This is a genomic window from Chryseobacterium sp. POE27 (genome assembly GCF_039727685.1).
Classification (GTDB): Bacteria; Bacteroidota; Bacteroidia; order Flavobacteriales; family Weeksellaceae; genus Chryseobacterium.
Genome location: NZ_CP152475.1, coordinates 2,483,011 through 2,502,962 on the forward strand (window position 1 = coordinate 2,483,011; position 19,952 = coordinate 2,502,962).

The window sequence follows — 19,952 nt, forward strand, 5'->3', positions numbered from 1 at the left end:
GGGAATTTAATCAATATCATCCCAAAAATCAAAATAATTGAACCATTGAAGAGGATATTTTTTAATCATAGATTCCAGATTCTGTGTGTAAGAATTCAAAAGTCCCTGTGCATCACGTTTTTTGACGTTTTGAGCAACTCGTGCATACAAATGATAATGCAGGTTCTTCTCTTTCATCACATATACATACACCACAGGAACACTCAATCTTGAAGCAATAAGAAACGGACCGGCCGGGAATTTTGCCGTTTTCTCTAATAAATCTCCCTCCAAAAATTTAGAACCTTCAAAATAACGGTCTCCGGTAAAACAGATCAGTTCATTTTTTGACAATGCTTCGTTGATATCAAAGATATGCGACATATCTTCTTTAACATAGATAAATTTAATGCTGCTGGTTTTTACGGAAACACTTTCAAGATACTCTTTAATGGCCGTAACTTCCTGATCTGTTGTCACTAAATTAATCTGACAGTCAAAATCAATATCTGCAAAAAAATGTTCTGCAATCTCAAAATTTCCAATATGGGCACTGATGAGAACACCGCCTTTTTTTTCTGCTAAAAGATTTCTAAGGTTTTCAATTCCGTCGAATTCGTAGGTGTATTTATTACGCAAACCGGCAGAAATAGCCGTTTTGTCAATGAGAACTTTTCCGAAAGTAAAGTAACTTATAAAAACAGAAATTTTTGCTTTCCAGAAAGTATAATTAAGTCTTTTTCGAAAATAATATGAAATGTATTGATTGCTTTTTTTTTCGAAAATGAAATAATAGGATGCTACAAAATAAAGTACAAAATATGAACTGCGGATTCCGATATTTCTAATGCACCAGACGAATATTCTGTAGCCTAAAATCGTCCCTTTAGATTTACCTTTCCACTTGTTCATAGTATTAGTTTAACAATATATCAGCCTAATAATGTAGCAATATTTTTAAACATTAGTAAATTGCCAGATTGGTATATTGTTACATTATTTATGCGTTTTTTTCAATGATTTTGTTTTCGATTGTTGAATAGAAATCATCAAATGTGATCATTTTCTTAAAGTCTGCTTCGCCTAATTTCACTCCGAAATTAGATTCAATTACAACCACCATATCAATGTAATCTAAGCTATCCAAACCTAAGGTAGTTTTTAAGTTGGCTTCATTGCTGATTTCATCACCGTCTACTTCAAATTCATTCACTAAAAAGTCATTGACGATTGCAACAATTTTTTTCCCTTTCCATGTTTTTAATCAAATTTTTTAACAATTAATGCAGAGTTGGTTCCCCCAAATCCGAAAGAATTCGACAAAAATACGTCAATTTTTTGACTTTTTGTTTTGGCAATTAAATTTATCTTTTTTTGCTTCCTCGTCAGGATTTTCAAGATTAATATTGGGCGCGATAAAATCATTCTGCATCATCAAAATAGAATAAATAACCTCACTGGCACCAGCCATCCAGCATTCATGGCCTGTCATTGATTTTGTAGAACTCACCGGAACTTCCCCTCCGAAGATTTCGTAAATCGCTTTGGCTTCATTGGCATCACCAATCGGTGTGGAAGTGGCATGAGCATTAATATAATCAATATCTTTTGCCGTTAAACCCGATTGTTTCAACGCTCTGTCCATTGCCAAAGCCGGACCGTCTACATTCGGTGTTGAAATATGTCCGCCGTTTGAAGAAAAACCATAGCCAACGATCTCTGCAATGATATTGGCACCTCTTTTCTGTGCAGATTCAAGACTTTCAACAATTAATGTTGCAGCTCCTCCGCTTGGAATCAAACCATCTCTTCCGGAATCGAAAGGTCTTGAAGCTTTTGTAGGCTCGCCTTCTCTCACAGAAAAAACACCTAATCCGTCAAAGCTTGCCATTGAATATTTGTTGGTTTCCTGCGCTCCCCCACACACGATCATATCCTGAAAACCATTTTTAATCATCATGAAAGCCAGCCCCAAAGAATGAGAACCGCTTGCACAGGCCGCGCTTATGGTAAGATTGATCCCTCTCAATTTAAAAATAGTGGAAAGATTCATGGTAATGGTAGAGTTCATGGATTTGAATATCGCTCCCGAACCCATTAAAGTAGTATCTTTTTTTCTCTTGCAATGTCGATAGACTCCACTACCGCCTTGGAAACGCTGTCATTCCCATATAAAATTCCGACTTCATTGTTGTCTAAAAAATTCTGGTCTATGTTTGCATTTTTTAAAGCATCAAGCGTTGCAATATAGGCATATTCGCTTTCCTCGCCCATGCTTACGCGCTGCCTGCGGTTCAGAAGATTTTTGAGATCCGGTTTAGGAACAACACCCGTGAGTCCCGATCTGAAGCCAAATTCTTTTCTTTCGTCCACTAAAAAAATACCGGATTTTCCCTGAAATAAAGATTCTTTCACCTCTTCCAAAGAAGTTCCGATGCAGGAATAAATCCCCATTCCGGTAATGACAACCCTGTTTTCCATTTAAAATTCAAGATTTTAGGTTGCAGATTTTAGGTTGCAGCTATTACCTGCCATCTTATATCTGCTACCTGATTTTTATGAATAAATTCCTCCGTTAATATTAATGATTTCCCCTGTAATGTAAGATGATTTTTTAGATGCTAAAAATGCCACTAAATCTGCTACCTCTTCCGCTTCACCGAATCGGTTGGCAGGAATCATTGCTTTTAATTCATCTTCGTTAAATTCCTGCGTCATATCAGTTTTAATGAATCCAGGTGCCACTGCATTGACTGTGATATTTCTTTTTGCCACTTCCTGAGCCAAAGCTTTTGTAACACCGACCAACGCTCCTTTTGCTGCAGAATAATTAGTCTGTCCCGCTGTTCCTTTCACCCCTGAAACAGAAACCATATTGATGATTCTGCCGTATTTATTACGCAACAGTTTTTGAATAAAGAAATTAGTCACATTGAAAAACCCATTTAAACTCGTGTTAATCACCGAGTTCCAGTCTTCACTCTGCATCCACATGAAAAGACCATCTCTTGTGATTCCTGCATTATTTACAATCACTTCAACAATAGCGCCTGGGTTATTTTCCTGCCATTCGTTTAAAATCTTCTGAGTCTCTTCGGCATTTCCGACATCGAATTTCAGAATTTCGCCTGTAGAGCCCAACTCTTCAACTTTAACCAAAGTTTCCTTTGCTGCAGCTTCATTTGAAGTATAGTTGATCAGAATATGATAATTTTTTTCTTCTGCCAGTTTTATACAGATTGCTCTTCCAATTCCCCGTGAGCCGCCTGTGATGATTGCACATTTCATGTGTTATTGTTATATTTTATTTTTTTTGATTTTCTTTGTTAAGAAGTAAACTTAAACATTCATTCTCTTTAGCATTTATTGATCCTTCCCAAGCTATTGATCCTTTTCCTGCTGCTGTAAAATCATAAATACCTGGCTTAACTTCTAATGTTATAGTTAAAGGATCATAACAATTAGCTTGTGAAACAATTACACCTTTCAGAGTGCCTAATAATCTTTTATTTAGCCAGACTTTTATATGTTCTGCTTTTTTTTAAGTCTGACCAAAAACAAATATATGCAGATTCAAAAGGTTTTTCTACAAGATTTTGTTTTTCCAAATCATATATAAAATACAATTCTAACGTTTCTGGCTTATCATCAAAACCAACTTCGATAACAGCTTTTGCATCTTTAATAGATGAAATAGTAACAAAAGTCAATGAATTTTTAATCCAATTGCCAACAACAAACTTTTTTATTTCGTTATTCTGAATTAATACTTTTGCATCTGAACAAATATTATAATTGTTGGTAACTTTTACTAAATGCCATCCGTCAATTATTCTGTCTGGAAAATGTTTTATAGCAGAAAAAGTATTCTTTAAAGTCTCAATTTTTCCATCAACTTTATTTTTTTTATCTATCATATTCCTAAATGAAGCTATTTCATTGGAAATTCCAGATAAATCAATATTATTGTTTATTACAACATTACTATTTTGTTGGCTAAATAATTGATATCTAACGCCTGAATTAGTTTGAGACAAAAGTATAACATTCCAAAAAATAAAAAGAAAAAATAAAAATTTAGATTTCATAATATTTCATCTTTAAATATTTCTTCACTTCTTCCAAATAAGGATACATTATCATATCATTGGAAAACGCAGGAATGATCTTTCTTATTTCATCATACAACTCTTTTGTTGCCGATGATATTTTATCCTGAAAACCAAGATATTCGATTGCCTGAACAATAGTAATCGCTTCAATCGTCAATACTTCAAAAGCATTTTCGATAACTTTCCTGCAAATTACGGCAGCATTCGTTCCCATGCTTACAATATCCTGATTATCATTATTATTAGGAATACTGTGAACATACATCGGATTTGATAACATCTGGCTTTCCGCTGTCGTGGAAGTTGCCGTAAACTGAACACCCTGCATTCCGAAATTGAAACCTAATTTGCCTAAATTCACAAACGGAGGTAAAATTTCATTAATTTTTGAATTCAAAAGATAATTCAGCTGTCTTTCTGCCAGCATTGTAAGTTTTGTTACCACAATCTTCAGCTTGTCCATTTCAAGGGAAATATAATCGCCGTGGAAGTTTCCTCCATGGTAAACATGCTGATCTTCAACATTAATGATCGGATTATCGTTCGCTGAATTGATCTCGTTTTCCAATACTTTTTCTGTGTACTCCAATGTATCTAAAACAGGACCTAGGATCTGCGGAACACATCGTAAAGAATAATATTCCTGAACTTTTTCTTTGAAAACCTTTTCCTGTTCTTCAAAGTGAGTATATAAATGATCGGCTCTTTTCCTGATTAATTTACTGTCGGATAAATGAGCGCGCATTTTTTCTGCAATTTTCTGCTGTCCTGCATGAAGTTTTGTTCCATTTAAAACTTCAGATAAATGATCATCATACGCCTGAACAATTTCATTAATAGCGCAGGACAACTTAATGGAAATATCAGTTAACTGATTAGCTTTATGAGCATTAACAACACCAATTCCTGACATCACAGATGTTCCGTTCATTAAAGCAAGCCCTTCACGGATTTCTACCTGAATCGGCTGTAAATTTTCTATGTCAAAAACTTCTTTCGTGGGTTTTCTTTCGCCTTTATAGAAAACTTCGCCTTCCCCGATCAACACCAACGCAAGATGCGCCAATTGCACCAGATCACCGCTTGCCCCGACCCCTCCGTGTTCAAAAATTAACGGCGTAACATCCCTGTTTATTAACTCTTTAAGTAAATTTACAACAGATTGATGAACGCCCGATTTCCCAAGAGATAAAGTATTGAGCCTTGCCAGCATACAGGCTTTTGCTTCGTCTGCCGGAAGCGGATTTCCGATCCCTGAAGAATGACTTCTTATCAGATTGTACTGAAGCTGATGTGTATCTTCATCGCTGATCTTGAACTGTGCCATCGGCCCAAAACCGGTATTCACACCATATATTACTTTATTTTTTGAAAATTCTTTTAAAAACTGAAAACTTTCATCCACTCTGGCAAGAAGTGTTTCATCCAGTTCTATTTTTTCATTCTCAACAATGATTTTTCTGAAGTCGCTCAGTTCTAAAAAGTTATTTATTTTCATTAATTAAAAGTAATAATAAGATAATTTTGTAATTTATTAATTAATTGTCATTAATTTTGCGGCAAAGATAGAAGTTATTATTAAAATAAAAAATCAAAGATGACCAAAGAATTTGTTGACGTGCTTGTAATTGGCGCCGGACCTTCCGGTTGCGTATCTTCTTCATATTTAAAGAAGAACAACGTCAACGTAAAAGTTGTAGAAAAAACAAAATTTCCAAGGCTGGTTGTCGGGGAAAGCCTTATTCCGCGTGTAATGGATCATTTTGATGAGGCCGGACTTTTTCCTGCGCTTGATAAAATGGGTTTTGAAAAGAAATTGGGAGCACGTTTTTTAAGAGGTGATGAAGTCTGCATTTTTGATTTCAGTAATAAATTCGGGGATGGCTGGGACTGGACCTGGCAGGTTCCGCGAGCCGATTTTGACAACGTCCTGGCCCAGGAAGTGATCAGGAAAGGAATTGATCTTGAATTTGAAACGGAAGTTATCGGAATTGAATTCAACGGAACGGATTCTGTGACGACAGTAAAAAATAAAGACGGTGAAACTAAAGCGATTCATGCCAAATTTGTGATCGATTCCAGCGGCTACGGAAGAGTTTTACCGAGACTTTTAGATTTGGAAAAGCCTTCAAAACTCTCTCCGCATTCTGCCATTTTCTCTCATGTACAAGACATTAACAGAGAAGAAGGCACAGAAGGAACATTGATCTCTTTTGACATTATTGAAACAGAAGTCTGGCTTTGGGTAATTCCTTTTTCCAATGGAAATACGAGCGTAGGAATTGTTGGCCCGACTGAATTTATTGATAAATTATCCGAAAATGGTGATACAGCAGAAGCGTTGAGGAAAGCCATTTCCCTTTCTGATTATTATGTAAAACGTTTTGGTGATGTAGAGTTTTTATTTGAGCCTAAACATTTAAAAGATTATTCCTGCTCGGTAAAAAAATTATTCGGAGACGGATTTGCCTTAACTGGAAATGCTTCGGAATTCCTGGATCCGGTTTTCTCTTCAGGAATGGCTTTTGCCACGGAATCAGGAATGCTGGCGGCAAAATTAGCTTTAAGACAGCTGAATGGCGAAAAAATCGACTGGCAAAAAGAATACTCCGATTATATTTTATATGGCGTTGATGTATTCACCACCTATGTAAAAGAATGGTACACCGGAAATCTTCAGGAATTATTTTTCCACCAGCCGGAAAACCCTGATGTAAAAAGAAAAATCTGTGCGGTTTTGGCAGGATATGTCTGGGATAAAAAAATACATTCGTGAGAATACATGATACCGCGATAAAAAATCTTGCAGAATTCATTAAAACAGAAAAGCAAAAAGCATAAAAAACGGTCTGAGATTTTCAGACCGTTTTTTGTTTTATTTTACCGCATTTTTGATTTCTTTTCCCAGATATCTTCCGAGAGATTCATATGCACCGGCAACTCTGCCATATTCCATTACAATCTCTTTATTATTTACGAATCTATCGAATTTATTAAACTCCGCTTCCGCTAAAACGTTTGCAGGATTATTGGTTTCAATCAATTTTATTTTCCCCGTAATTTCTGCAGTCATAACCATCATCCCACCGTGCCATCCCGGAAAAACCCAATTGGTTTCCAGTAATATGGTGTATTTCGATGATGGGCTGTCTTTTTTAAAGCTGATATTTTTATACGATTTATTTAAGCCTTTCGTGAAGTAATTAATATATTCTTCATTTTTATATCTTTGCCATTCAGCATTCCACTTTTGCCATCCCACTTCACCTCTCTTAGGATTTGCAAGAACGTCTCTTTTTCTGTTTTCAAGATACTGCTCCTCCGTAACATTTTCTTTCATCATCAGAACGTTCTCGAATTTAAATTCCACATTTACTTCCGTCTGATCTTTCAAAGCGCTAAAACTTCCAGACTTAATTACTATTCTCTGTGCATTGACTACCAAAGCAATTGTTAACGAAAATAGTAAGAATAATTTTTTCATAGTTTATAATTTAATTTAAGTTTATTTTGAATGAATATTTATCGTAAATCTATAAATGTTATCGGTTTTCTGCTGTTCGGATTGAAAACAATTTTAGACAAAACATCAAACTCAATAATTTCAATCTTCGGGCTTACTCTTAATTTTGCCCTGAAATGATCTCTCACCTCATTGACAAAAGTTTCCGAATCGCTGTCTGTGCTTATTTTAATGATAATTTCATCCAATCCAATTTCATTCGACTGAATAACGATCTGATAACATAGAATATTGTTGAAATCATTAAGGATATCGTTCATCGCCGGCGGATACAACGTAGTTCCTTTATATTTGATCATTTGCTGCTTTCTTCCAATCACAGGCCCTAGTCTCATCGTTTTTCTTCCGCACGCACAAGGCTCATAATGTGCTTTTACAATATCCCCTGTTTTGAATCTTAATAAAGGAATCGCTTCAACTCCCAGCGTCGTAATAGCTAATTCCCCGCTTTCTCCTTCTTTCACAAGATTCCCATTATCATCAAGAATTTCAGTGATAATTAATTCCGGATGCTGATGTCCTCCGATCTGTTGTTCGCATTCTGTAAATGCCGTGCTCATTTCAGTAGAAGCGTACGTTGAGAAAAGCTTAATATTCCATTTTTCTTTAATTTTCTGTGATAAAATATTATCTGTAAAATCCTGATTTTTGATGCTTTCTCCGATACAAACGGCTCCATAGACACTTGAATTCTGATAATCTATTCCATGTTTTTCGGCGTAATCGATCATTTTTAGTAAAAAAAGACGGAACGGTAATCAAATACTTCGGCTTGTATCTGAAAATTGAATCCCACTGCAGTTCCGGAATTCCCGGTCCCATTCTTACCACACTGGCGCCCATTTTTCTCAATCCTAAAAAATAAGCAAGTCCTGCCATGAATCTTTTGTCGATCGTAGTGATCATCTGTACAACATCTCCTTTTACAATCCCTGCACAGGCGAAAGAAATCGCTTCATTATAAGCTAATCTTTCGAGATCATTATCTGATAATCCGAAGGTGACAGGATCACCCAACGTTCCTGAAGTCGTGCTATAGTCAACGATTTTATCTGGCGTAATGCAAAAAAAATCATCGTTATTCTGCTGGATATCATTCTTCGTCGTTGTAGGGATTTTCTGTAAATCTTCCAACGTCCGGATATCCGTAATCCTGATGTTATTTTCTTTGAATAATCTTTGATAAAAAGGAGAATTGCTTTCAAGATAAACCAAAAGCTCCTGAAGTTTTTGCTCCTGAAACTTTTTTATTTCCTGAATGTCTGATCTTTCGATGGATGGATAAAATTCCAATGGTTGTTATTTTTAAAGGACAAATTTATTTAATTAAAATTAATTTTCTCGTGAAGATTTTATTTCCCACAGATTTCACGGGTTTTCACGGATGATTATGTTTAAAAAAAACGGCGTAATGTGCGAGATATTATTTTAAGTTTTTATTAAAACCAAATTCAAAATGGTGATTCCAAAAGCAGCTAAAATCAATCATCTGTGAAAATCCGTGAAATCTGTGGGAGAAAAATAATTCAACTTTATAATTTACAATTCATCAAAAATCAATTCCAACATTTATATTTCTGAAACAGAACTTTTTCACTGTAAATATCAAAATAAAACATATATTATAAACCGGTAAATTTTAGTAAATTTGCCAACTTAATTAATCAACGATATTGATATATTACAATGAGCCAATTTAAAGAGTACAAAAACCTCAACCTTATTGACGTAGCCGATAACATCGCGGAATTCTGGAAACAGAACAAAACTTTCAATAAAAGTGTTGAGATTCGTGAGGGGCAGCCTGAGTTTGTTTTTTATGAAGGTCCGCCTTCAGCTAACGGAATGCCGGGAATTCACCACGTTATGGCCAGAGCATTAAAGGATATTTTCTGTCGTTATCAGACCCAGAACGGAAAGCAGGTTTTCCGTAAAGCGGGTTGGGACACGCACGGACTTCCGGTAGAGCTTGGTGTGGAAAAAGAATTAGGAATCACTAAAGAAGATATTGGCAATAAAATTTCAATTGAAGATTACAATAAAGCTTGCCGTGAAGCGGTAATGCGTTATACAGACGTTTGGAACAACCTTACCGAGAAAATCGGATATTGGGTTGATCTTGATGATCCGTACATCACGTACAAATCAAAATATATGGAGACGGTTTGGTGGCTGTTGAAGCAATTGTATGATAAAGGATTATTGTACAAAGGCTACACGATTCAGCCCTATTCTCCAAAAGCAGGAACCGGACTTTCTTCTCACGAAGTTAACCAGCCGGGGGCTTACCGCGATGTTTCTGATACTACCGTTGTGGCACAATTCAAGACATTACCGGAAACATTACCATCATTTTTACAAGGTTTTGGAGATATCCATTTCTTAGCCTGGACGACAACTCCCTGGACGTTGCCTTCTAATACAGCGTTGACGGTAGGTCCGAAAATCGATTATGTTTTAGTTAAAACATTCAATCAATATACTTTTGAAGCGGTAAATGTAGTTTTGGCTAAAGCTTTGGTTGGGAAACAGTTTGCAAAAAAATACAGTGAAGGTACAGAGGAAGATTTCGCAAATTACACTTCAGAAAGTAAAGTAATTCCTTATCAGATTTTAGCCGAATTTAAAGGTGCTGATCTGGTTGGAATTAAATATGAGCAGCTTTTACCATACGCTCTTCCTTACCAAAATCCGGAAAATGCTTTCAGGGTAATTTCAGGAAATTTCGTAACAACGGAAGACGGAACAGGTATCGTTCATACCGCACCTACTTTCGGTGCTGATGATGCGAAAGTGGCTAAAGAAGCAACGCCTGAAGTTCCGCCAATGCTTGTGCTGGATAAAAACGGAAATCCTGTTCCACTGGTGGATTTACAGGGAAGATTTTTATCGCAGGTAAGCGACGAAATTTACGGTTTTGCGAATGAATATGTAAAAGGAGAATACTTGAGCGATGCAGAAAAGGAGACAGAATTTAAAATTCAAAAAGAAAACCTCAAATCGATTATTTCAGATTTGAAGACTTATCTTTCTGTAGACGAAAGAATTGCTTTAAAATTAAGAAAAGAAAATAAAGCATTTAAAGTAGAAAAATACGTTCACTCGTATCCGCACAGTTGGAGAACAGATGAGCCGTTATTATATTATCCGCTGGATTCATGGTTTGTAAAAATGACAGCCGTGAAAGACAGACTGGTCGATTTAAACAAAGAAATCAACTGGAAGCCGAAAGCAACAGGAGAAGGTCGTTTTGCCAACTGGCTTGAAAATGTAAATGACTGGAATCTTTCCCGTTCACGATATTGGGGCATTCCGTTGCCGATCTGGAGAACAGATGCTGCATCAGGACAAATTGAAGAAAAGATCATTGGTTCCGTAGAAGAATTGTATAACGAAATCGAAAAATCTGTTGAAGCAGGATTGATGAAAGAAAATCCGTTCAAAGGCTTTGTGATTGGGAATATGTCTGAACAGAATTATGCGTTGGTTGACCTACATAAAAATGTAGTTGACAAGGTAATTTTGGTTTCAGATTCAGGAAGACCGATGAAACGTGAAAGTGATCTTATCGATGTTTGGTTTGATTCGGGTGCCATGCCGTATGCACAGCTGCATTATCCTTTTGAAAATAAAGAATTAATTGATACCAATAAAGCATTTCCTGCTGACTTCATCGCGGAAGGCGTTGACCAGACGAGAGGTTGGTTCTACACCCTTCATGCAATCGGAACAGCGGTTTTTGATTCGGTGGCTTATAAAAATGTAATGAGTAACGGACTTGTTCTGGATAAAAACGGACAGAAAATGTCAAAACGTTTAGGAAATGCCGTAGATCCGTTTGAAACACTTGCTGTTTATGGTCCCGATGCAACGCGTTGGTACATGATTTCTAATGCAAATCCTTGGGAAAACCTGAAATTCGATATCGAAGGAATTGATGAAGTGAGAAGAAAATTCTTCGGGACATTATACAACACCTACTCATTCTTTGCTTTGTATGCGAATGTTGACGGATTCAATTATTCTGAAAAAGAAATAGAAAACAGACCGGAAATAGACCGATGGATTTTGTCTGAATTAAATTTATTAATTAAGGAAGTTAAAGCATTCTACGAAGATTACGAACCGACAAGAGTGGCAAGAGCCATCAATACTTTTGTGAATGATAATCTATCAAACTGGTACGTAAGATTATGCAGAAGACGTTTTTGGAAGGGTGATTATTCGGAAGATAAAATCTCTGCTTACCAGACTTTATACACTTGTCTTGAAACGGTTGCCAAATTATCTGCACCGATTGCTCCGTTCTTTATGGATCAGCTGTATCAGGATTTAAATAAAGTAACCGGAAAAGAAAGTGCAGAATCTATCCACTTAACAGATTTCCCTGTTGCTGATGAAAGTTTAATTGACGAAAATCTTGTTGAAAAAACACATCTGGCTCAAAACATCACCAGTATGGTATTCTCGTTGAGAAAGAAAGAAAACATAAAAGTTCGTCAGCCACTGCAAAAAGTCTTAATTCCGGTTTTAGACTCGAAAACTGAAGAGCAGATTTCTGCAGTTTCTGAATTAATTAAACAGGAAGTTAATGTTAAGGAATTGCAATTGATCAATGCCGAAGAAGCATCTCATCTTATTATAAAACAGATTAAACCTAACTTTAAAACATTAGGTTCAAGGCTTGGAAAAGATATGAAAGTCGTTGGTAATGAAATCAATAATCTTTCGGCAGAGCAAATTTCATCATTAGAAAAAGAAGGAAAGATTGAAATTCAGGGCTATGAAATTACGATTGAAGATGTAGAAATTTCCACAAAAGATATTCCTGGATGGACGGTAACTTCTGACGGTAAAACAACTGTGGCATTAGATTTGACGTTAACAGACGAGTTAAAATCTGAAGGAATTGCAAGAGAATTTATCAACAGAATTCAGAATCTTAGAAAAGATAAAGATTTTGATCTGACTGACAGGATAAATATCTTCATTGAAGAAAATTCTCCGTTTATCAATGACATCAAGAAAAATGAAGAATATATTTCTTCCGAAGTCTTGTCAAATAAAATAGAAATTGTATCTTCACTTTCAAATTTTAACGAAATCGAAATAGATGAGGTTAATTTTAAGATAAATGTTGAAAAAATTTAACATATAGTTATTGTTTTTCAAATTTCATTTCATAATTTTATTAAAAAAGAGAAAATGATTATGTCAGACGAAAGAGTAAGATACAGTGATGCTGATTTACAAGAATTTAAAGCAATCATTAAAGAAAAAATAGAAAAAGCGGAAAACGATCTTAAGCTGATCAGAGAGAGTTTCATTAACGACCAGAATAATGGCACTGATGATACTTCACCAACATTTAAGGCGTTTGAAGAAGGTGCTGAAACATTAAGCAAAGAACAGAATTCTATTTTGGCAGGAAGACAGGAAAAATTCGTCCGTGATCTTAAGAATGCTCTTATAAGAATTGAAAACAAAACGTACGGTGTCTGCAGAGTAACCGGAAAGCTGATTCCGAAAGAAAGACTTCTGGCTGTTCCTCATGCTACGCTAAGCATCGAAGCGAAAAATATGCAGAAATAACCGAAAGGTTTATCAGAATAAATTTGGGTTTATATTGTATTTTTGACAAATACTTTATAAACCTAATTTTTAGTATATATCCATGAGCGAATTGTTAATTGTAATTATCATTATTGTTGTCGCTGTAGCTTTTTTTAATAAAGAGAGAATCAGGAAAAGATTCTTTTCCGAAAGACACACCAACTACACGATTGATGATCAGTTCAATTCTGATAAACGCGAACGGGAAAAAGAAATAGACCGGCTTTTAAGCAAAATGGGCAAAAACGGAATCAATGATCTGTCACCCAAAGAAAGAAAAAAGCTTGATGAGCTGTCCAAAAAATAATTTAAATTAAAAAAAAGTGGAATCCATTATTGTACATACTAAAAATGCAATGGAACTGAACGCATTGAAAAGCGTTTTAAAAGAAATGAACATTAAGTTCGAGAAATTCCATACCAAGAATACGCATCACAACGAAAAAACGATCAAAAAGATCGTTGATAAGAAAAACGAAAAAATAGGGAAATCTACAAAACCCAAAGGATTGTAATGAAAAAGATAGTATTTGTAACCTTTCTTATTTTACTGATCGATCAGATATCAAAAATCTATATAAAAACACATTTTGAACTGAATGACAGTGTTTCTGTTTTCCCGGGCTTCCGACTTACTTTTGTAGAAAATCCGGGGATGGCCTACGGTCTTCATTTCGGAGGTATTATCGGTAAATATTTCCTGGTTATCGTAAGGGTTTTCCTGATTGGAGGAATGATTTATTTATTTAAAAAATGGTTACAGAGAGGAGAATCCAATTATCTTCTTATTCCGATGGCTATGATCTTCGCAGGAGCAATCGGCAATCTTATCGACGGAATGTTCTACGGTTTGATTTTCGACAGCGGAATGGTTTATGATGAAAGTGTCAATCAATGGATTGGCTATGGAGGAGTTTCTAAATTTGTTCCATTCGGACAGGGATATTCCTCATTTATGAAGGGCTGCGTTGTAGATATGCTGCATTTTCCCCTGGTGGACTGGAACGTTCCTGAAAGCTGGCCTTTAATCGGCGGAAAACATATTGAGTTTTTTAAATATATCTTCAATGTGGCAGACTCGGCCATTACAGTTGGAGCTGCTTTATTGCTGATTTTCAGAAAAAAAGCTTTCCCGAACGGCTTGGAATTTTAAAGAAATTTTCATTCAATGAAAAAAATAGTCAAAAATATTTTTAAAATTTTCCTGCTTCTCTTTGTGGCAGGAATTATTTTTATTGCCTGGGCCAATTACAGCATTAAGACAAGCAGTGATCCATTTACTTCTTACAAGACGGCAGATCTACCGGCAGTTAAAACAGCATTGCTTTTGGGAACCAGTAAGACTCTCAATAACGGTTTTCCAAATGCCTATTTCTATAACAGGATCAACGCTGCTGTAGAATTATATAAAAGCGGAAAAGTACATTACATTATCGTAAGCGGAGACAACAGCCGTAAAGACTACAACGAGCCCGAAGATATGCAGTTCGCCTTAATGGAACATGGGGTTCCCAAGGACAAAATCTTTCTGGATTTTGCGGGTTTCAGAACATTGGATTCTGTGGTAAGGGCGAAAGAAATTTTCGGGCAAAATAAAGTAATAATTGTTTCCCAGAAATTCCATAATGAAAGAGCCGTATTCCTTGCCAGGAAATACGGAATGGAAGCTTTCGGGTTTAATGCTGAAGATGTGAATAAATACGCCGGACTCAAAACCAATATGCGAGAATATCTGGCTAAAGCAAAAGCCTATTGGGATCTTATTTTTGGTATCGAACCGAAATTTGGAGGAGACAAAGTTTTGATTCCTTGATTTCTCCAGGGTGATTTTTTTAACGCAGAGTTTATATTGAATGATGAAAATTCAAGTGAGCAAAGGCGAATCAACAAATTGATTTGATGAAGCTGTCGTATTTCAAGCTTTGCGCAGCAAATTTACTTGCCTTCTTTTCTAAAAATAGCAACTTTAAATAAAATCTTTGTGTTTAAATTAATTTTTAAAACAAGATAAATATAATCATCTGTGTAAATCTGCGCGATCTGTGAGAGAAATCCATAAATTTGCAATTCATTAATTTTAAATAAATTTTTAACAATGTCAAGAATTCTTACCGGCATTCAAGCCACCGGAACACCGCACTTGGGAAACCTTTTGGGTGCTATTATTCCTGCAATTGAGCTATCAAAGCAGGAAGGAAATGAATCTTTTTTATTTATCGCCAATCTTCATTCTCTCACACAGATTAAAGATGCGAAAGAGCTGAAACAAAATACCTACGAGATTGCTGCGGCTTGGCTTGCTTGTGGGCTGGATACCGAAAAAACATACTTTTACAGACAGAGTGACATCCCTGAAACCTGTGAACTTTCTTGGCATTTATCATGTTTTTTTCCGTACCAAAGACTGACATTAGCACATTCATTCAAAGATAAAGCGGATCGATTACAGGACGTGAATGCAGGTTTATTTACCTATCCTATTTTAATGGCTGCTGATATTTTATTGTATGACGCAGAAATCGTTCCGGTAGGAAAAGACCAGCTCCAGCATTTGGAAATTGCAAGAGATGTAGCTTCAAGATTTAATAACCAGATGGGTGAAGTGTTTGTGCTGCCTCAATCTGAACTTCAGGAAAACACAAAGTACGTTCCCGGAATCGATGGCCACAAAATGTCTAAATCGAGAGGAAATATCATCAATATTTTTTTACCTGAAAAAGAACTGAAAAAACAGGTAATGAGCATCGAAACCGATTCTAAATCTCTTGAAGAACCGAAAGATCCTGAAACGGATAAAGTATTTGCTATCTATCAATTAATTGCCACACCTGCACAAACTGAAGAACTGAGAGCAAAATATCTAGCCGGAAACTTCGGTTATGGCCACGCGAAAAAAGAGCTTTTAGATCTCATCCTGACACGATTTGAAAAGGAAAGAGAACTGTTCTCTTATTATATGAACAATCCTGAGGAATTGGAAGCCAAACTTCAGGAAGGAGCCGCAAAAACAAGAGTCATTGCAACCGAGACCATTAAAAGAGTACGAGGAAGTTTAGGTCTATAATATTTTAAGCTTAATAATAAAGTTTCGGCGGCACCTTCGGTGCCGCCGAAACTATTTATAAATACTCTTTAATCTGAAGAAGATGTTGTATGACTTTCATTCCTTCTTCCTTTCTGTTTTCCTTTAAAGCATCAAAGAAAATTACTTCCATCCCAAAATTCTGTGCGCCTGTAACATCTGCGATCCAGTCGTCTCCGATCAGAATACTGTTTTCTTTTTGAGCACCGGAAAGGCTTAGTGAATATTCAAAAATTTCAGGACGTGGTTTTCTGACACCGACGGCATCTGCACTGGTAATGGTCTGGAAATATTTATCGACTCCGGATAAAATACATTTCCGCTCCGTGACTTCTTGGAAACCATTCGAAATAATATGTAATATGTAATTTTTAGCCTTAAGATAATCTAAAATATACGTTGCACCTTCTACCAATTCATTATGATTGAGAATTTTATCCAAGAAATGCTCTTCAAAATACATCGATAACTTTTCGTCATCTACGTTGAAATGTTTAAAGGTATCATAAAAACGATGCTTTCTTAAATATTCTTTATCGATAATTCCATCTCGTATATCTTCCCAGAGTTTCTCATTAATTCCATGATAAACGGAATGAAACTGTTCAAAACCGATCGTATATTTTAAAGTGATTTCTTCTTTTTCAAAGAGTTCTTTGATCGTCAGATAGGCATTTCTGCGGTGATCCCAAAGCGTATTGTCGAGATCAAAAAAAATGTGCTGAATTTTCATACAGCACAAAATTAATTTTAATTTTTGGAAATCGGATAATTCTTGCTCTTGGTTTTTATAACCTCAAGATTCTTCGAAAAGTTGAGTAGAAACTCAATTGTTTGCTTTTTTGGTTTCAAAGTTTTCACTTTTAAGGAATCATTTTTTCTCATAGGCGATTAAATGTTTTTCCTTAAAACGAGAATTTTCCGAAATTATTATCTATCGTGTCAAGACAATATTATTTTCATCCATGATTTTTCTCAGGTTGATGAGCGCGTAACGTACTCTTCCCAATGTGGTATTGATGCTCATATCCGTATGATCAGCGATTTCTTTAAAACTTAACCCGTCAAAAAATCTTAATTTAATCACTTCCTGCTGATTTTCAGGCAGAAATTGAAGCATTCGTAAAAGATCTTCCTGGATCTGATTGGTCACCAGCTGATCTTCAATGTTTTCGGAAGGCTCTTTCAGGAGATCAAAAATAGAATATTCATCCGTCTCAAAAGTTGTTTCTGAAACTTTAATATTTTTTGCTTTTGCTCTGAAATGGTCTATGATAAGATTATGGGCGATCCTTTTTGCCCACAGAATAAATTTTCCTTCTTCATTGTAGCGTCCTTCTTTTAGCATCACGATAATTTTCATAAAAGTATCCTGAAAAACATCGTTTGCCAGATCTTCATCATTAATTTTGTAAAAAATGAATGTAAACAGTTCTCTCTGATGGCGGTGAATAAGGGTAGACAACGCCTCTTCGTCTCCTTTTTGATAAAGGGAAATTAGTAAACTATCCGATTTTGATTTCATAACTCTTCTCAATACTATTTTTGCTGATAAAACACTTTCCAGATTTTTTACCTGGCTTCAGCTGTAAATACAAAACAATTCTTCAGAGTAAAGTCCAATCAATAGGCGGATACAATTTTTAATGATGTAAATATAATAATTTTTTAATAACTGTTAACCTATTATTAAATTTTTAAGAGAAAAATTTAAAAAAAATCATTTAAACATGTCGTGAATGAATGCAGTAGGGATATTTAGTGTAAAATTAATATTCAGTCCTTTCAATTCTTTGCCGTTGATTCCGCTGTCTCCTACCGGAAAAGCATACCCTCCTGTCAGATCAAGCATCCCGAAAAGGGTAATGCCAATTTTTGGGGCAACATATTTATTGGTACCTTCAGCCCCAATCAGGAAATAATAAGAATGATAAAAGTCTACATTCTTCTGAAAATTCAGTAAAACATCAGCAGAGACTTTCGGCATAATAGCAAACTTTGAATTGGCAGAACCCATTAATGCAGAGGCTCCCAATCGATAGATTACATCGTCATTTTTAAGAAAAAGCAGTTTTCCGCCTACCTCACCGAAACTCTGGTTTTGATAGGTATATCCTACGGTTATCATTTTATGCACTGTTAGCTGCGCTTTGAAAAAAGTGCTTAGAAAAAATACGGCAAGGATCGTTATAGCAAATTGTGCTTTATTCATGTTCTGTTCTATTTTCTATTTATATGTAAAATTAAAAAAAACTGCCTTACCTGAAAGATAAAGCAGTCATTTGATGGTATAAGTTTAAAAATTAAATCCCAAAAGCGGCTTTAATTTCATCAACTTTATCTAATTTTTCCCAGGTAAAGAACTCCAAGCCAGTAACGGTAAGTTCATTCTTTTGCCCTTTATTAAACGTTTTATCAGCTACATAATGCTCTCTTCCCATGTGTCCGTAAGAAGCTGTTTCCTGATAAATTGGATTCCTCAACTTCAGATTTTGCTCAATAGCGTAAGGTCTTAGGTCAAAAATTTCAGAAACTTTTTTTGGCAATGTCTCCGTCATGAAGTCCAACCTTAGCTGTTCCGTATGTATTAATGTATAATCCGCAAGGCTCGGCAACACCGATAGCATAAGAAACCTGTACCAAGACTTCATCTGCCACACCCGCAGCAACTAAGTTTTTAGCAATATGTCTTGTCGCATATGCAGCACTTCTGTCAACTTTTGACGGATCTTTTCCTGAGAAAGCACCACCACCGTGAGCCCCTTTTCCACCGTAAGTATCAACGATGATCTTTCTTCCTGTAAGACCCGTATCACCGTGAGGACCTCCAATTACAAATTTTCCGGTAGGATTGATGTGATATTTAATCTGATCATTAAACAAGGCTTTGATTTCATCAGACTGTAAAGCCACAACTCTTGGAATCAGAATATTTTTAATGTCTTCCCTGATTTTGTTCAGCATTTCTTCTTCAGATCCGAAATCATCATGCTGGGTAGAAACTACGATAGAATCTATTCTTACCGGTTTATGGTCATCAGAATATTCAATCGTCACCTGGCTTTTTGCATCCGGACGAAGATATTTGATCTCACCATCTTCTCTTCTGATTGCGGAAAGCTCTTTAAGAATAGTATGGGCAAGATCAAGTGCCAAAGGCATATAATTCGCCGTCTCATTCGTTGCATAACCAAACATCATTCCCTGGTCACCAGCTCCCTGTGCATTAGCCTTAGCTTCGAAAGATCCGTCTTCTACCGCTCTGTCAACACCTTGGTTGATGTCGGGAGACTGCTCATGAATCGCCGAAATCACACCACAAGAATCGCCATTAAACATATATTCTCCTTTCGTATATCCGATTCCGTTAATCACTTCTCTGGCAATAGTCTGCACATCAAGATAAGCGTCAGATTTTACCTCACCTGCAAGCACCACCTGTCCTGTCGTAACAAGCGTTTCACAAGCCACTTTTGAAGATTTATCATACGCTAAAAAATGATCGATTAATGCATCAGAGATCTGATCGGCAACTTTATCCGGATGTCCTTCTGAAACGGATTCAGACGTAAATAAATAAGACATATTATTCTATTTGTTTTAAGATTAAAATTCACGAGAAAAAATAAGAATAATTGTCGGA

At 35.9% G+C, this 19,952-nt stretch carries 16 protein-coding genes and 4 pseudogenes; 8 read left to right on the top strand and 12 right to left on the bottom strand.

Translation table 11 applies throughout. The features are described 5' to 3' along the window. Nucleotides 1-6: 6 nt before the first annotated feature. From AAHI02_RS11735 to AAHI02_RS11760, 6 genes and pseudogenes are all read right to left on the bottom strand, one after another. A complete protein-coding gene (locus tag AAHI02_RS11735) occupies nt 7-891 on the bottom strand; it encodes a lipid A biosynthesis acyltransferase (RefSeq protein WP_346983405.1) in 885 nt (294 codons plus the stop codon). Nucleotides 892-979: 88 nt separating this feature from the next. Continuing rightward, a complete protein-coding gene (locus AAHI02_RS11740; protein WP_346983406.1) occupies nt 980-1,192 on the bottom strand; it encodes a phosphopantetheine-binding protein in 213 nt (70 codons plus the stop codon). A gap of 47 nt (nt 1,193-1,239) precedes the next feature. Continuing rightward, nucleotides 1,240-2,460, bottom strand: a pseudogene (locus AAHI02_RS11745) (beta-ketoacyl-[acyl-carrier-protein] synthase family protein). A gap of 75 nt (nt 2,461-2,535) precedes the next feature. Next, nucleotides 2,536-3,267 (bottom strand): 3-oxoacyl-ACP reductase FabG, encoded by a 732-nt coding sequence (gene fabG, locus AAHI02_RS11750; protein WP_346983407.1) that lies wholly within the window; start codon nt 3,265-3,267, stop codon nt 2,536-2,538. Between the two features lie 218 nt (nt 3,268-3,485). Further along, nucleotides 3,486-4,067 carry a hypothetical protein gene (locus AAHI02_RS11755; protein ID WP_346983408.1) on the bottom strand — a complete coding sequence of 194 codons (582 nt, stop codon included), beginning with the start codon at nt 4,065-4,067 and terminating at the stop codon, nt 3,486-3,488. Beyond that, on the bottom strand, nt 4,057-5,589 hold the full coding sequence (locus AAHI02_RS11760; protein WP_346983409.1) for an aromatic amino acid ammonia-lyase: 1,533 nt from the start codon (nt 5,587-5,589) through the stop codon (nt 4,057-4,059). The genes AAHI02_RS11755 and AAHI02_RS11760 overlap by 11 nt, the downstream gene beginning before the upstream one ends. A 99-nt stretch (nt 5,590-5,688) precedes the next feature. Between AAHI02_RS11760 and AAHI02_RS11765 the strand changes: the two are divergent. Next, a pseudogene (locus AAHI02_RS11765) lies at nt 5,689-6,932 on the top strand (NAD(P)/FAD-dependent oxidoreductase). Nucleotides 6,933-6,966: 34 nt separating this feature from the next. Here the strand turns inward: AAHI02_RS11765 and AAHI02_RS11770 are convergent. Further along, on the bottom strand, nt 6,967-7,575 hold the full coding sequence (locus tag AAHI02_RS11770) for a hypothetical protein (protein WP_346983410.1): 609 nt from the start codon (nt 7,573-7,575) through the stop codon (nt 6,967-6,969). A gap of 38 nt (nt 7,576-7,613) precedes the next feature. Continuing rightward, nucleotides 7,614-8,907 (bottom strand): annotated as a pseudogene (locus AAHI02_RS11775) (AMP-binding protein). 393 nt (nt 8,908-9,300) lie between these two features. On the opposite strand from AAHI02_RS11775, the gene ileS reads away from it, so the two are divergent. From ileS to trpS, 7 genes are all read left to right on the top strand, one after another. Continuing rightward, on the top strand, nt 9,301-12,765 hold the full coding sequence (ileS, locus tag AAHI02_RS11780) for an isoleucine--tRNA ligase (protein ID WP_346983411.1): 3,465 nt from the start codon (nt 9,301-9,303) through the stop codon (nt 12,763-12,765). A gap of 60 nt (nt 12,766-12,825) precedes the next feature. Continuing rightward, the gene (locus AAHI02_RS11785) at nt 12,826-13,206 is read left to right on the top strand and encodes a TraR/DksA C4-type zinc finger protein (RefSeq protein ID WP_027378898.1); all 381 of its coding nucleotides are present in this window, start codon (nt 12,826-12,828) and stop codon (nt 13,204-13,206) included. A gap of 82 nt (nt 13,207-13,288) precedes the next feature. Then, nucleotides 13,289-13,534, top strand: coding sequence for a DUF6576 domain-containing protein (locus AAHI02_RS11790; RefSeq protein ID WP_346983412.1), 246 nt, complete (start codon nt 13,289-13,291; stop codon nt 13,532-13,534). A gap of 16 nt (nt 13,535-13,550) precedes the next feature. After that, nucleotides 13,551-13,742, top strand: coding sequence for a DUF2683 family protein (locus AAHI02_RS11795; protein ID WP_042720737.1), 192 nt, complete (start codon nt 13,551-13,553; stop codon nt 13,740-13,742). Next, nucleotides 13,742-14,380, top strand: coding sequence for a lipoprotein signal peptidase (locus tag AAHI02_RS11800; protein WP_346983413.1), 639 nt, complete (start codon nt 13,742-13,744; stop codon nt 14,378-14,380). The genes AAHI02_RS11795 and AAHI02_RS11800 overlap by 1 nt, the downstream gene beginning before the upstream one ends. A gap of 15 nt (nt 14,381-14,395) precedes the next feature. Further along, complete coding sequence (locus AAHI02_RS11805; protein WP_346983414.1) at nt 14,396-15,040, top strand: ElyC/SanA/YdcF family protein; 645 nt, start codon at nt 14,396-14,398, stop codon at nt 15,038-15,040. Between the two features lie 282 nt (nt 15,041-15,322). After that, a complete protein-coding gene (gene trpS / locus AAHI02_RS11810) occupies nt 15,323-16,291 on the top strand; it encodes a tryptophan--tRNA ligase (protein WP_346983415.1) in 969 nt (322 codons plus the stop codon). Nucleotides 16,292-16,346: 55 nt separating this feature from the next. Here trpS and AAHI02_RS11815 read toward each other — a convergent pair whose 3' ends face one another. The 4 genes and pseudogenes from AAHI02_RS11815 to metK all read right to left on the bottom strand — a co-directional run bounded on the left by AAHI02_RS11815 (nt 16,347) and on the right by metK (nt 19,894). Further along, complete coding sequence (locus AAHI02_RS11815) at nt 16,347-17,042, bottom strand: YjjG family noncanonical pyrimidine nucleotidase (protein WP_346983416.1); 696 nt, start codon at nt 17,040-17,042, stop codon at nt 16,347-16,349. A 201-nt stretch (nt 17,043-17,243) separates the two neighbouring features. After that, entirely contained in the window at nt 17,244-17,834 is a 591-nt protein-coding gene (locus AAHI02_RS11820) for a sigma-70 family RNA polymerase sigma factor (RefSeq protein ID WP_346983417.1), read from the bottom strand. A gap of 195 nt (nt 17,835-18,029) precedes the next feature. Then, nucleotides 18,030-18,521: a hypothetical protein gene (locus AAHI02_RS11825; protein WP_346983418.1), complete on the bottom strand. Its 492-nt coding sequence runs from the start codon at nt 18,519-18,521 to the stop codon at nt 18,030-18,032. 91 nt (nt 18,522-18,612) lie between these two features. Continuing rightward, nucleotides 18,613-19,894: pseudogene (metK, locus tag AAHI02_RS11830) on the bottom strand (methionine adenosyltransferase). Nucleotides 19,895-19,952: the final 58 nt, after the last annotated feature.

Excerpts from the sequence above, each read along its gene's own strand:
- ileS (WP_346983411.1), top strand. The coding sequence starts at position 9,301 with ATGAGCCAATTTAAAGAGTACAAAAACCTCAACCTTATTGACGTAGCC.
- AAHI02_RS11825 (WP_346983418.1), bottom strand. The coding sequence starts at position 18,521 with ATGAATAAAGCACAATTTGCTATAACGATCCTTGCCGTATTTTTTCTA.
- AAHI02_RS11820 (WP_346983417.1), bottom strand. The coding sequence starts at position 17,834 with ATGAAATCAAAATCGGATAGTTTACTAATTTCCCTTTATCAAAAAGGA.
- AAHI02_RS11800 (WP_346983413.1), top strand. The coding sequence starts at position 13,742 with ATGAAAAAGATAGTATTTGTAACCTTTCTTATTTTACTGATCGATCAG.
- AAHI02_RS11735 (WP_346983405.1), bottom strand. The coding sequence starts at position 891 with ATGAACAAGTGGAAAGGTAAATCTAAAGGGACGATTTTAGGCTACAGA.
- trpS (WP_346983415.1), top strand. The coding sequence starts at position 15,323 with ATGTCAAGAATTCTTACCGGCATTCAAGCCACCGGAACACCGCACTTG.
- AAHI02_RS11805 (WP_346983414.1), top strand. The coding sequence starts at position 14,396 with ATGAAAAAAATAGTCAAAAATATTTTTAAAATTTTCCTGCTTCTCTTT.
- fabG (WP_346983407.1), bottom strand. The coding sequence starts at position 3,267 with ATGAAATGTGCAATCATCACAGGCGGCTCACGGGGAATTGGAAGAGCA.
- AAHI02_RS11815 (WP_346983416.1), bottom strand. The coding sequence starts at position 17,042 with ATGAAAATTCAGCACATTTTTTTTGATCTCGACAATACGCTTTGGGAT.
- AAHI02_RS11760 (WP_346983409.1), bottom strand. The coding sequence starts at position 5,589 with ATGAAAATAAATAACTTTTTAGAACTGAGCGACTTCAGAAAAATCATT.
- AAHI02_RS11755 (WP_346983408.1), bottom strand. The coding sequence starts at position 4,067 with ATGAAATCTAAATTTTTATTTTTTCTTTTTATTTTTTGGAATGTTATA.
- AAHI02_RS11770 (WP_346983410.1), bottom strand. The coding sequence starts at position 7,575 with ATGAAAAAATTATTCTTACTATTTTCGTTAACAATTGCTTTGGTAGTC.
- AAHI02_RS11790 (WP_346983412.1), top strand. The coding sequence starts at position 13,289 with ATGAGCGAATTGTTAATTGTAATTATCATTATTGTTGTCGCTGTAGCT.
- AAHI02_RS11785 (WP_027378898.1), top strand. The coding sequence starts at position 12,826 with ATGTCAGACGAAAGAGTAAGATACAGTGATGCTGATTTACAAGAATTT.